Origin of the sequence: Pseudomonas sp. JS3066 (assembly GCF_036328175.1) — a bacterium.
GTDB lineage: Bacteria > Pseudomonadota > Gammaproteobacteria > Pseudomonadales > Pseudomonadaceae > Metapseudomonas.
The window spans coordinates 946,678-958,714 of record NZ_CP143312.1 but is presented as its reverse complement, the minus strand read 5'-3'; the positions used below and the strand labels follow the sequence as shown (position 1 = coordinate 958,714).

The following is a 12,037-nucleotide window of genomic DNA, read 5'->3' as shown; positions in this document are numbered from 1 at the left end:
ATGCACAGCGCGCATGAACGACCTTCGACAGCTTCGCCATTTCGTTGCCCTTGCCGAATACGGCCATTTCGCCCGTGCGGCAGAAGCGGTCAATCTCAGCCAGCCAGCACTCAGCCGTAGCATCCAGGCACTGGAGGCGAACCTGGGATGCAGCCTGCTGGACCGAGGGCCAAGGCAGATCAGCCTGACCGCCCATGGCCGATTGGTGCTGGAGCATGCCCGAAGACTGCTGGACGGCAGCCGTGCGCTGCACAGCGCCGTGGCCCAACTGGAAAACCTCGACAGCGGCGAGTTGCATCTGGGTGCAGGCCCCTACCCCGCCGCACGCCTCGTGCCACGCGCCCTGGGACGGTTCGCCAGCCAGCATCCGGGGGTGCGAGTGCAGCTCAGCCTGGAAAACTGGCACCGCTTGCGCCGCCAACTGCTGGATGACGCCATCGAGATGTTCGTCGCCGACATCCGCGAGTTCGACGGCGATCCCCTGCTGGACATCATTCCCCTGCGCCGCCATCCCGGCACCCTGTTCTGCCGCCCTGACCATCCACTGCTCGAGCAGGATCAGGTGCGGCTGACCGACCTGGCCCGCTATGCACTGGCCGGTACGCAACTGCCGATGGAAGTGGCGCGGGCAATCGGCGAGCTCGCGGGCAACGAAAAACCGCTGGGCATCGAGTGCGACAACTTCATGGTGCTGAAGGCGGTAGTCGCCGACAGCGACGTGGTCAGCATGGCGCCTTGGGATGTGGTCGCCGAAGACGTGATGGCTGGTCGACTGGCCGTGCTGGAGCCCCTTGCCAGCACCAGGACCCTATCGGCCTACGGCGTGGTCAGTCATGCCGCGCGCAGCCTGTCTCCGGCTGCGCGGGCAATGCGTGATCTCTTGCTGGAAGAGGACAGCCGCTTTCCTTCCGGCTAGCGCCGGTTCTCCATCGACCAGTTACCGCGGTTGTTGTAGCGGGGATTGTTGTGCGGGCGTGCTTCGTAGCCCGGCTGCACCCGGTACTGCTGGCGGTAATTGTTCCGCCGATAGTCGTTCTGATGATTGGTCGGCGGACGATAGCCCGGCTGGCGGTCATTGCGGCCCCAGGTCTGCAGCCGCGGGGTGTAGTCGTGACGACGTTCCTGGAAATTGTCCCGGGGCTGCTGGTAGTAGCGCCGGTCGTTACGGTACTTGCGGTCGTCGTAATAGCGCTTGTCGTAACGGTGCTTGTCGGACTTGTAGTAGTCCTTGCGGCCGTCGTACTTGCGGCCATCGTAGTTGCGGCGGTCGTAATAGCGGCGCTCGTAGTAACCATCGTCGTAACGCTGATCGACGATGCGGTATGTCGTCCTTGGTGAGTCGTGGTAGTAACGGTGCACACGGTAGTCGTCGTCGCCGTAGTAGCGGCGACCGTAGTAGTCGTTGTCGTAGTCATAGACGGCACAGCCGCCCAGGGTCAGGGTCAGTACGGCAAGGAAGAATGATCGGTAGGACATGGCGGCCTCCTTCGACCGCGAGGGGCGACGCAGACAGATGTCGGCGCCTGGGATTGCTCCCACTGCGTTGGACAACCGGTCCTACAGAACAGCCTGCGCTGCCTGTCGGAAAAATCCTTTACCAGTTGTTGCCGCGCACCAAGTTGACGCCGCACGCCCCATCAGCGGGCACCCCGCCTGGCCTGGAACGACACGCGAATTCCCATAAGCCCCGTGCCAGACGCGTTGCGCAATCTTGGCACGCCCTTCGCTTTGGCAATGTCGTGCAGGAGCTACTCGGGCGACCGGGTTCGCGGCACCACAATATGCAATGGCTGGCTAGGGTTCCGGTCCGCGAAAGCGGATGACTGGTCCGAGAGCTGGCGACCTCCAGCGAGGTTACACGGCGGGACAAAAGCCCGGGAGAACGCGCCCCTTTACAGGGAAGTGCCGCGCAGCTCCGCCCGCCCTAAACCGAACTGGAGGTCCTCCATGCGCAAGTCTCGTCTGTTCGCCCTCGCCGTTGCCGGTCTCGCCGCCGCCCTCAGCTTCAACACCTCCGCCGCCCAGAAAGACAGCTTCAACGTCTGCTGGACCATCTACGCCGGCTGGATGCCCTGGGAGTACGGCGCCACCAAAGGCATCGTCGACAAGTGGGCGAAGAAGTACGGCATCGAAATCAAGGTCACCCAGCTCAACGACTACGTCGAATCCATCAACCAGTACACAGCTGGCCAGTTCGACGGCTGCACCATGACCAACATGGATGCCCTGACCATTCCCGCCGCTGGTGGCGTGGATAGCACCGCGCTGATCGTCGGCGACTTCTCCAACGGCAACGATGGCGTCGTGGTGAAGGGCGAAGGCAAGACCCTGGCCGACCTCAAGGACATGCCCATCAACCTGGTGGAATTGTCCGTGTCCCACTACCTGCTGGCCCGCGCCCTGGAGCGCGCCGACCTTTCCGAGAAAGACGTGCAAGTGGTGAACACCTCCGACGCCGACATCGCCGCCGCCTTCGACACCGCCGAGGTCCAGGCCGTGACCACCTGGAACCCAATGCTCGCCGACATCAAGGCCAAGCCCGACACCAGCCTGGTGTTCGACTCCAGCAAGGTGCCCGGCGAGATCATGGACATGATGGTGGTGAACACCGAGACCCTGAAGGACAACCCGGCCCTGGGCAAGGCACTCACCGGCGCCTGGTTCGAGATCGTCGCCCTGATGAAGGCCGGTAATGCAGAAAGTGCCGCTGCCCTGGAGCACATGGCCAAGGCCTCCGGTACCGACCTTGCCGGTTACCAGGCGCAACTGGACGCCACCCGCCTGTTCCACACCCCGGCCGATGCGCTGGCCTTCGTCACCAGCCCGAAACTGCCGGCCACCATGGACAAGGTGGCCAGTTTCAGTTTCCACCACGGCCTGCTGGGCGAAGGCGCCAAGGATGCCAGCGCCGTCGGCATGAGCTTCGCCAAGGGCGTGGTCACCGGTGACAAGGGCAACGTGAAACTGCGCTTCGACCCGACCTACGTGCAGATGGCTGCCGACGGCAAGCTCTGACCTCCGGTCCTCGTCCGTAGGTTGGTGCTGAGCGAAGCCCAACACCGCAATGTTGGGCCTCGTACCTCGGACCAACCTACGCCGCCTCTCCGAACCGAGTAACCGCCATGCGCCTGATCAACCGCCAACCGGACCGCGCCGGACGCCTGATCCTGGTCCTGCTGCCGTTCGCCCTGCTGCTGTTCGCCTACTTCACAGGCTCGGCGGCCCGGCTGACGGAGAATCCCAACGACAAGCTGCTCCCCAGCGCGGCACAGATGGCCGACGCCGTGGAACGCCTGGCGTTCACCGAAGACAAGCGCAGCGGCGACTACCTGTTCTGGAAGGACTCCGCCTCAAGCCTGAAACGCCTGGCGCTGGGGCTGTCCATCGCCGCGCTGCTGGGCCTGGCACTGGGCATCGCCGCCGGTACCCTGCCGCTGTTCGGTGCCCCCTTGTCGCCCCTGTTGACGGTGCTGTCGATGATTCCGCCACTGGCGATCCTGCCGATCCTGTTCATCGTCTTCGGCCTGGGCGAGCTGTCCAAGGTGATGCTGATCGTCATCGGCGTGGCCCCCTGCATCGCCCGCGACCTGGAGCAGCGCGCGCGGGAAATCCCCCGTGAACTGCTGATCAAGGCACAGACGCTCGGTGCCAACACCTGGACGCTGATCCTGCGGGTGGTGCTGCCGCAACTGATGCCGCGCCTGCTCATCTCCCTGCGCCTGGTGCTGGGCTCGGCCTGGCTGTTCCTGATTGCCGCCGAAGCCATCGCCTCCACCGATGGCCTGGGCTACCGCATTTTCCTGGTCCGCCGCTACCTGGCCATGGACGTGATCCTCCCCTACGTGGTGTGGATCACCTTCCTCGCCTGGCTGATGGACCTGGGCCTGCGCCAGCTGACCCGGCTGGCCTTCCCCTGGTACGAAGGAGCCAAGGCATGAGTTTCATCAGCGTCCGCAATGTCTGGCAGGAGTACGACGACCAGGTCGTGCTGGAGAACCTCGACCTGTCGGTGAATGAAGGCGAGTTCTGCACCCTGGTCGGCGCTTCCGGCTGCGGCAAATCCACCTTCCTGCGCATGCTGCTGGGCCAGGAAACGCCCAGCCGCGGCAGCATCCTGCTCGACGGTAAACCCCTGGCCGCCGAGCCCGATGCCAGCCGCGGCGTTGTGTTCCAGCGCTATTCGGTGTTCCCCCACCTGAGTGTGCTGGACAACGTCGCCCTCGGCCTGGAACTGCCTCGCTCGCCCCTGCTCGGCCGGCTGTTCGGCGGCGCCAAGCGCGCCGCCCGCGAGGAGGCCGCCGCGATCCTCGCCAAGGTCGGTCTGAGTCATGCCTTGGACAAGTACCCCAGCCAACTTTCCGGCGGCATGCAACAACGCCTGGCCATAGCACAGGCGCTGATCATGAAACCCCGCGTGCTGCTGCTGGACGAGCCCTTCGGCGCCCTCGACCCAGGCATCCGCAAGGACATGCACGAGCTGTTGCTCGGCCTCTGGAACGAAACCCGGCTGACCGTATTCATGGTCACCCACGACCTCTCTGAAGGCTTCAGCCTGGGCACCCGGTTGCTGGTTTTCGACAAGGTGCGCCAGGACCCACACGCCCCCTACGCCTTCGGCGCGCGCGTGACCTACGACATTCCCCTGAACAGCGACCGCCGTGCCGCCCGTGCGGCGGTCGAGGCCCTGCCGGAGCGAGTCACCTCCGCCCTGCAGCCCGCCATCGCCCACTGACAAGGAGCCTGCCCATGACCGCATCCCTGGCCCTGAGCCCGACCCTCTATGAAGAAACCGTCCCCGGTGGCGGCCACACCTCCTTCGTACTCAAGCGTGGCCAGCAACTACGCATCACCGATATCGAAGGCGGCGCCAACGTCAGCCTGTTGCTGCTCAACGCCTCCGAGAAGAGCGAGCGCCTCAACCTGCCAGACAGCCTCAAGTGCCAACACACCGCCAAGCTCACCGCCGGCCACTGCCTCTACTCCGACATGGGTCGGGTACTGGCCGCCATCACCGCTGACACCTGCGGCTGGCACGACAGCTTCGGCGGCGTGCTCAACGCGGATGAAGTGAAGGAAAAGTACGGTGCCGGGCGTTACCAGGAGTTGCGCAACGGCTTCTTCCGTAACGGTGTGGATAACCTGCTGGTGGAGATGGGCAAGTGGGACCTGAACCTGCAGGACCTGCTGATGTGCCTGAATCTGTTCAGCAAGGTCACCGTGGACAGCGACGGCTGCTTCCACTTCCAGCCGGGCAACTCCAAGGCCGGTGACTACATCGAGCTCTACGCGCCCATGGACACGCTGGTGGTGCTCACCGCCCTGCAGCACCCCATGGACCCTGCTCCGGAATACGCACCCAAGCCGGTGCAACTCACCTGGCAGCAAGTACAAAGCGACGGCATCACCCTGCTCTGCCGCACCTCGCGCCCGGAGAACGGTCGCGGCTTCCACAACACCGAACGCCTGTACATCTGAGGGCCACCGACATGCACCTGACCCACAGCGAAAAACATTCCGAAGCTGCCGTGTACCGCGCCGTCATTGCCGCCGGCGAACCCTTCATGACCGAAGTGAAGGCCGGTCAGACCGTTCGCCTGCTGGACCTGGAAGGCAACCAGGCGGTGGACACCCTCTTCTACAGCGCACGCAACCCACGCGAGCGTTACGACGTGCAGCGCACCCTTCGTAGGCAGAACCGCGTCTACCTCAGCGCCGGCAGCGTGCTCTATTCCAACCTCGGCAACCCGATGCTGACTCTCACCGCCGACACCTGCGGCCGCCACGACACCCTCGGCGGCGCCTGCGCCCAGGAAAGCAACACCGTGCGCTACGCCCTGGACAAGCGCTACATGCACAGCTGCCGCGATAACTTCCTGCGCGCCAGCCTGCACGACGGCCGCCTCACCAAGCGCGACATCAGCGCCAACATCAACTTCTTCATGAACGTACCGGTCACCCCGGAAGGCGGCCTGACCTTCGAGGACGGCATCTCCGCCGCTGGCAAGTACGTCGAGCTCAAGGCGCACATGGACATCATCGTGCTGATCTCCAACTGCCCTCAGCTGAACAACCCCTGCAACGCCTACAACCCCACTCCCGCCGAGGTGCTGGTATGGGACTGAAACGCCTGCGCGCCTGGCTGTTCCTGATCTGCCAGAGCCGGTCGGGGCAGTGCCTGAATTCCCCCACTTCGAAGCCGGACCAGTAGGAGCCAGCTCTGCTGGCGAAGCCTTTCGCGAGTAGAGCTCGCTCCTACGGACGACACCGAAATTCCAGCCACGGACGACCGTGGTGCAGACGAATAAGACGGGACGGCCCGTCACCCCTTTCGAGGGTTCTGCAATGTTCGACAAACTCCTGATCGCCAACCGCGGTGCCATCGCCTGCCGCATCCTGCGTACCCTGCGCCAGCTCGACGTCCGTGGCGTGGCCGTGTATTCCGAAGCCGACGCCGCCAGCCTGCATATCCAGCAGGCAGACCAGGCGATCAGCCTGGGCGACGGTCCGGCCGCCAACACCTATCTGGTGGTCGACAAGATCCTCGCGGCCGCACGCAGCAGTGGTGCCCAGGCCATCCACCCCGGCTACGGCTTCCTCTCCGAAAACGCCGCCTTCGCCGAAGCCTGCGAGGCCGCCGGCATCGCCTTCGTCGGCCCGACGCCTGAGCAGCTGCGCGTGTTCGGCCTCAAGCACACGGCCCGCGCCCTGGCCAAACAGCACGACGTGCCGATGCTCGAAGGCACCGAACTGCTGGAAGACCTCACCGCGGCCCTCGCCGCCGGCGAACAGGTGGGTTACCCGGTGATGCTGAAAAGCACGGCCGGCGGCGGAGGCATCGGCATGCGCGTATGCCGCTCGGCCACAGAGTTGAGCGAGGCCTTCGAGGCCGTGAAGCGACTCGGGCAGAACAACTTCAGCGACTCCGGCGTGTTCATCGAGAAGTACATCCAGCGCGCACGCCATCTGGAAGTACAGGTATTCGGCGACGGCCGCGGCGAGGTTATCGCCCTGGGCGTGCGCGACTGCTCGGTGCAACGTCGCAACCAGAAGGTGCTGGAAGAAACCCCCGCACCCAACCTGCCCGCCGGCATGGCTGACGAGCTATGCGCCGCCGCTATCAAGCTGGCCAAGGAGGTTAGCTACCGCAGTGCCGGTACCGTGGAGTTCGTCTACGACAGCGAGGCCGAGCGCTTCTACTTCCTCGAAGTGAACACCCGCCTGCAGGTGGAACACGGTGTCACCGAACAGGTCTGGGGCGTCGACCTGGTTCGCTGGATGATCGAGCTGGCCGCCGGCACCCTGCCGCCCCTGGCCGACCTAGTGGCGAGCCTCGCCCCGAGCGGGCATGCCATCCAGGCTCGGCTCTATGCCGAAGACCCTGGCCGCGATTTCCAGCCCTGCCCCGGTCTGCTCACCGCAGTCGCCTTCCCCAAGGCCGATGGCAAGCGCCTGCGCATCGACACCTGGGTGGAGGCGGGTTGCGAAATCCCCCCCTACTTCGACCCGATGATCGCCAAGCTCATCAGCTGGGCGCCGAGCCGAGAGCAAGCCAGCAACGAGCTGGACCAGGCGCTGGCCGACACTACGCTCTACGGCGTGGAATCCAACCGCAGTTTCCTGCGGCAGATCCTGGCTGATGCGCCCTTTGCCAGCGGCTCGCCCTGGACCCGTTGCCTGGACGGGCTCAGCTATCGCGCGAACACCTTCGAAGTGCTCGGCGCCGGCACCCAGACCACGGTGCAGGACTACCCCGGCCGACTCGGTTACTGGGCGGTAGGTGTGCCGCCGTCCGGCCCCATGGACAGTCGCGCCTTGCGCCAGGGCAATCGTCTTCTGGGTAACGCCGAGGGCGAGGCCGGGCTGGAAGTCACCATGAGCGGCCCAACCCTGCGCTTCAATACCGACGCCGTGGTGGCAGTCACCGGCGCGCCGATTCCGCTGACCCTCGACGGCCAGCCGCAGCCGATGGACACCGCCTTGTTCGTGCCAGCCGGCGCCACCCTTGCGCTTGGCACGATCGCCGGAGCCGGGGCGCGCAGCTACCTCTGCGTACGCGGTGGCCTGCAAGTGCCGGATTATCTCGGCAGCAAAAGCACCTTCACCCTCGGCCAGTTCGGCGGCCACGGCGGCCGCGCCCTGCGTGCCGGCGATGTCCTGCACCTCCCGCAGCTAGCTGACCACAGCGCTGGCCAGACGCTGGAACTGCACACTGAACTGCCCGAGGTGCGCACGCTGCGGGTGATCTACGGCCCCCACGGAGCCCCGGAGTACTTCACCCCGGCCTACATCGACACCTTCTTCGCCACCGACTGGGAAGTGCACTTCAACTCCAGCCGCACCGGCGTGCGCCTGATCGGGCCGAAGCCCGAATGGGTGCGCGAGAGCGGCGGCGAAGCCGGCCTGCATCCTTCCAACATTCACGACAATCCCTATGCCATCGGCGCGGTGGATTTCACCGGCGACATGCCAGTGATCCTTGGCCCGGACGGCCCCAGCCTGGGCGGCTTCGTCTGCCCGGTGACGATTATCGAAGCGGACCTCTGGCAGCTCGGGCAGTTGAAGGCCGGGGACAAGGTAAGGTTCGTGGCGGTGAGCATCGCGCAGGCACGTGAACTGGCTCGGACACTGCTGCGTAGGAGCGAGCTTGCTCGCGAACATCCCAGCGTCGAATTCGCGAGCAAGCTCGCTCCTACAAGCTCACCGATCGTGCTCGACCTCGGCCAGTCCGACAAACGTCTGGTCGCCCGTCTCTCCGGTGACACCCACCTGCTGCTGGAGATCGGCGCGCCGGAGCTGGACCTGGTGCTGCGCTTCCGCGCCCATGCGCTGATGCAGGCACTGGAGGCCCGTACCCTGGATGGCGTGATCGACCTGACACCGGGAATCCGTTCCCTGCAGGTCCACTACCAGCCGGAAACGCTGCCCCTGGATACGCTGCTGCAGACCATCGCCGGACTCTGGGATGGCGTCTGTGCCGCCGGCGACCTGAAAGTGCCGTCGCGCATCGTCCATTTGCCGCTTTCCTGGGACGACCCGGCCTGCCAACTGGCCATCGAGAAGTACATGACCACCGTGCGCAAGGATGCGCCCTGGTGCCCGAGCAACCTGGAGTTCATCCGCCGCATCAACGACCTGCCGAACCTGGATGAAGTGCAGCGCACCGTGTTCGATGCCAGTTACCTGGTGATGGGCCTGGGCGACGTCTACCTCGGTGCCCCGGTGGCCACGCCGCTGGACCCGCGCCACCGCCTGGTGACCACCAAGTACAACCCGGCGCGCACCTGGACCGCCGAGAACTCGGTGGGTATCGGCGGCGCCTACATGTGCGTCTATGGCATGGAAGGCCCCGGCGGCTACCAGTTCGTCGGCCGCACCCTGCAGATGTGGAACCGCTACCGCGACGTCGAAGCCTTCGATGGCAAGCCCTGGCTGCTGCGATTCTTCGACCAGATCCGCTTCTACCCCGTCTCAGCCGAAGAACTGCTGAAGATTCGCCGCGACTTCCCCCTCGGCCGCTATCCACTGCGCATCGAGGAGAGCGAGCTTTGCCTGGCCGACTATCAGGCGTTCCTCGCACGCGAGGCCGAGGGCATCGCCGCCTTCCGCAGCCAGCAGCAGGCTGCCTTCAATGCCGAGCGGGAGCGCTGGATCGCTTCCGGGCAGGCCCATTTCGACAGCGAGGAGATCGCCGCCGACCTGGGTGAAGACACCCCATTGAGCGCCGGCCAGCACGCGGTGGAAAGTCATATCGCCGGCAACCTCTGGCAGGTGCAGGTGGAAGAAGGCGCCAGCGTGAAGGCCGGGGACATCCTGGTGATCCTCGAATCCATGAAGATGGAAATCCCCCTCATCGCTCCCCGCGACGGCGTGGTGCGTGAAGTGCGGGTGCAGCCGGGTTCGCCGGTACGCGCCGGGCAACGGGTGGTGGTGATGGAGGAGGCCTGAGGTCACCGGGATGTTTTATCTGTAGGGGCGAATTCATTCGCCCCTACAGATATATGCAGTGCTCATTGCCGGCCCCCATCCGCACACCTAGAGTTCAAGCGGCACCGCACGCAAAAGGACCCGCAATGCCGCCGCTCAGCCGCGACCAGGCACAACACCGCGCCGACGATATCCAGGCCTTCTGCCGGGAAGTCGAACGCCTGCACGATGAGCAGGTGCTGCTGCTCTCCCCCGAACAGATCGACCGCCTCGGCGAACACCATCGCCAGTTGCTGGCGAACTACCGCGACACGTTCGACATAGATCCGGACGCCCAGGCCCGGCGCCTGTCCCTCGGCATGCGCATCGCGTCCCTGCTGGGCGCTCTGGCGCTGGCGGCCAGCCTGCTGTTCTTCTTCTACCAGTTCTGGGGGCTGTTCCCGGAAACCGCCCAGGTAGGCATCCTCGTCGGCTTTTCCCTGGGCAGCCTTCTACTGACCCTGCTGCTGCGCCAGCGTGACCAGACCTCTTACTTCACCAAATTGACGGCGGTCCTGGCGTTCGCCTGCTTCGTATTGAACGTGGTCATGCTGGGTCAGATCTTCAACATCACGCCCAGCGACAAGGCCTTGCTGCCCTGGGCCGCCTACGCCCTGCTGCTGGCCTACGCTTGCGAGGTTCGTCTACTGCTCGGTGCGGGCCTCGGCTGCATCATGGCCCTGATCGCCACCCGGCTGACAAGCTGGAGCGGCCTCTACTGGCTGGACTGCACTGAACGTCCGGAACACCTGCTGCCCGCTGGACTGCTGATTTTCCTGCTACCGCAGCTCTTCTCCCAGGCGCGCTACAGTGGCTTCGCGGCGATCTACCGGGTCATGGGCATGCTCGGCCTGTTCGTGCCGGTGCTGATATTGGCCAACTGGGCGTACGGCAGTTACCTGCCCTGGTCCCGCGATGCTGTGGAAAGCCTTTACCAGCTCGTCGGCTTCGTTGGCGCCGCGCTGGCTATCTGGCTCGGCAACCGCCGCGACTGGCCGGAAGTGATGCACACCGGCGTGCTGTTCTTCGTGCTCTTCCTCTTCATCAAACTGTTCGACTGGTGGTGGGAGGTGATGCCGAAGTACCTGTTCTTCCTCGTCGTGGGGCTCGTCGCCGTGCTGCTTCTACTGGTGCTCGGCCGCCTGCGCCGAGCCCACAAGGGAGACCAGCGAGCATGAAAATGCGTACCGCATTGCTGGGCGGCCTGGCGCTGATCGGACTCACCAATGCCATTACCCTGGGTGGCGTGTGGATCAATCGCGGCGGCGAGCCGGACAGCCGCCTGCTGCTTTCCGAACGCGAACTGCGCCGCTCCCTCGACTGGACCATGCGCGAGAACAGCGGCCTGGCCCTACGCCTGGACTGGCGACGCCCCAGCGACCCGAAGGGTGACGACCGCTACGAGCGCCTGCTGCTCGATGAGTCCGCGCTGCTGAAACTTGGCTTCACGGTTGGCGACCGCGAACAGATGCGCTTCGACAACCGCAATCGCGGGGTGCTGGTGGTGCTCGAGCTCGATGGCCCTGCACGCAAGGCCGAGCTTGAGCGCGCCCTGCAGCGACAGCAGACCGCCGAGAGCGAGCTGCGCGCAGCGCCCGCAGACAAGCGTCGAGAGGACGCCGAACGCGCGGCCCGCGACTATGTTGAACAGGAAGAGAGACGCGAAAGCCGCCTGTTCGCGGTGGATGCGGGACTGGACCGCGAGGCCCTGCGGGGCCGCTACCCCGATCGCAGCCGCTACGCCATCGTGCCCGGCAACGTCAGTGCATGGGTTCGCGACGGACGCCTCACCGGCCAGATCAGCAGCCTGCGTATCTCCGAGATCAACGTGCCCCATGCCTGGCGCAAGCCGCTGGACGAGGAGTTAGTGCGCGACCCTAACGGCGCCGTACCTCCGCGCTTCCGGCTCTGGCTCAGCATCGGTCAGCGCCTGGAACCCTGGATTGATTCGGCCCCGGAGTTTCCGCGTGGCGGTCGTCAAGCAACACCTGAAGACGCCGATAGCCTGGCGTCAAGTACCCGTCCGTGACGATCTCGTCGACGAACGCTAGCATTGCGCCACTAGCCTGAGGTC

The 12,037-nt window shown here is 65.2% G+C and carries 10 protein-coding genes and 1 riboswitch; of the genes, 9 read left to right on the top strand and 1 reads right to left on the bottom strand.

Annotation, left to right across the window (positions count from 1 at the left end; genetic code table 11):
* Positions 1 to 13: 13 nt before the first annotated feature.
* On the top strand, positions 14 to 916 hold the full coding sequence (locus SA496_RS04645; protein WP_153921222.1) for a LysR family transcriptional regulator: 903 nt from the start codon (positions 14 to 16) through the stop codon (positions 914 to 916).
* Here the strand turns inward: SA496_RS04645 and SA496_RS04640 are convergent.
* Positions 913 to 1,476 carry a hypothetical protein gene (locus SA496_RS04640; RefSeq protein WP_153921224.1) on the bottom strand — a complete coding sequence of 188 codons (564 nt, stop codon included), beginning with the start codon at positions 1,474 to 1,476 and terminating at the stop codon, positions 913 to 915. The genes SA496_RS04645 and SA496_RS04640 overlap by 4 nt on opposite strands.
* A gap of 307 nt (positions 1,477 to 1,783) precedes the next feature.
* A riboswitch (guanidine-I (ykkC/yxkD leader) is annotated at positions 1,784 to 1,883 on the top strand.
* Between the two features lie 64 nt (positions 1,884 to 1,947).
* Between SA496_RS04640 and SA496_RS04635 the strand changes: the two genes are divergently transcribed.
* The 8 genes from SA496_RS04635 (at position 1,948) to SA496_RS04600 (ending at position 11,992) form a co-directional block, all read left to right on the top strand.
* The gene (locus SA496_RS04635) at positions 1,948 to 3,015 is read left to right on the top strand and encodes a putative urea ABC transporter substrate-binding protein (protein ID WP_120652531.1); all 1,068 of its coding nucleotides are present in this window, start codon (positions 1,948 to 1,950) and stop codon (positions 3,013 to 3,015) included.
* Positions 3,016 to 3,122: 107 nt separating this feature from the next.
* Positions 3,123 to 3,938: an ABC transporter permease gene (locus tag SA496_RS04630; protein ID WP_120652532.1), complete on the top strand. Its 816-nt coding sequence runs from the start codon at positions 3,123 to 3,125 to the stop codon at positions 3,936 to 3,938.
* A complete protein-coding gene (locus SA496_RS04625; protein ID WP_153921226.1) occupies positions 3,935 to 4,732 on the top strand; it encodes an ABC transporter ATP-binding protein in 798 nt (265 codons plus the stop codon). Before SA496_RS04630 ends, SA496_RS04625 begins: the two co-directional genes overlap by 4 nt.
* A gap of 14 nt (positions 4,733 to 4,746) precedes the next feature.
* Complete coding sequence (locus SA496_RS04620; protein WP_120652534.1) at positions 4,747 to 5,475, top strand: urea amidolyase associated protein UAAP1; 729 nt, start codon at positions 4,747 to 4,749, stop codon at positions 5,473 to 5,475.
* Between the two features lie 11 nt (positions 5,476 to 5,486).
* Positions 5,487 to 6,122, top strand: a complete 636-nt coding sequence (locus SA496_RS04615) for an urea amidolyase associated protein UAAP2 (RefSeq protein WP_120652535.1) — start codon at positions 5,487 to 5,489, stop codon at positions 6,120 to 6,122.
* A 220-nt stretch (positions 6,123 to 6,342) separates the two neighbouring features.
* Positions 6,343 to 9,945 (top strand): urea carboxylase, encoded by a 3,603-nt coding sequence (gene uca / locus SA496_RS04610; protein WP_330115085.1) that lies wholly within the window; start codon positions 6,343 to 6,345, stop codon positions 9,943 to 9,945.
* A 125-nt stretch (positions 9,946 to 10,070) separates the two neighbouring features.
* Entirely contained in the window at positions 10,071 to 11,141 is a 1,071-nt protein-coding gene (locus tag SA496_RS04605; RefSeq protein WP_153921231.1) for a DUF2157 domain-containing protein, read from the top strand.
* Positions 11,138 to 11,992: a DUF4824 family protein gene (locus tag SA496_RS04600; protein ID WP_153921233.1), complete on the top strand. Its 855-nt coding sequence runs from the start codon at positions 11,138 to 11,140 to the stop codon at positions 11,990 to 11,992. The genes SA496_RS04605 and SA496_RS04600 overlap by 4 nt, the downstream gene beginning before the upstream one ends.
* The last annotated feature ends 45 nt before the right edge of the window (positions 11,993 to 12,037 follow it).

Excerpts from the sequence above, each read along its gene's own strand:
- uca (WP_330115085.1), top strand. The coding sequence starts at position 6,343 with ATGTTCGACAAACTCCTGATCGCCAACCGCGGTGCCATCGCCTGCCGC.
- SA496_RS04615 (WP_120652535.1), top strand. The coding sequence starts at position 5,487 with ATGCACCTGACCCACAGCGAAAAACATTCCGAAGCTGCCGTGTACCGC.
- SA496_RS04600 (WP_153921233.1), top strand. The coding sequence starts at position 11,138 with ATGAAAATGCGTACCGCATTGCTGGGCGGCCTGGCGCTGATCGGACTC.
- SA496_RS04645 (WP_153921222.1), top strand. The coding sequence starts at position 14 with ATGAACGACCTTCGACAGCTTCGCCATTTCGTTGCCCTTGCCGAATAC.
- SA496_RS04640 (WP_153921224.1), bottom strand. The coding sequence starts at position 1,476 with ATGTCCTACCGATCATTCTTCCTTGCCGTACTGACCCTGACCCTGGGC.
- SA496_RS04605 (WP_153921231.1), top strand. The coding sequence starts at position 10,071 with ATGCCGCCGCTCAGCCGCGACCAGGCACAACACCGCGCCGACGATATC.
- SA496_RS04630 (WP_120652532.1), top strand. The coding sequence starts at position 3,123 with ATGCGCCTGATCAACCGCCAACCGGACCGCGCCGGACGCCTGATCCTG.
- SA496_RS04635 (WP_120652531.1), top strand. The coding sequence starts at position 1,948 with ATGCGCAAGTCTCGTCTGTTCGCCCTCGCCGTTGCCGGTCTCGCCGCC.
- SA496_RS04620 (WP_120652534.1), top strand. The coding sequence starts at position 4,747 with ATGACCGCATCCCTGGCCCTGAGCCCGACCCTCTATGAAGAAACCGTC.
- SA496_RS04625 (WP_153921226.1), top strand. The coding sequence starts at position 3,935 with ATGAGTTTCATCAGCGTCCGCAATGTCTGGCAGGAGTACGACGACCAG.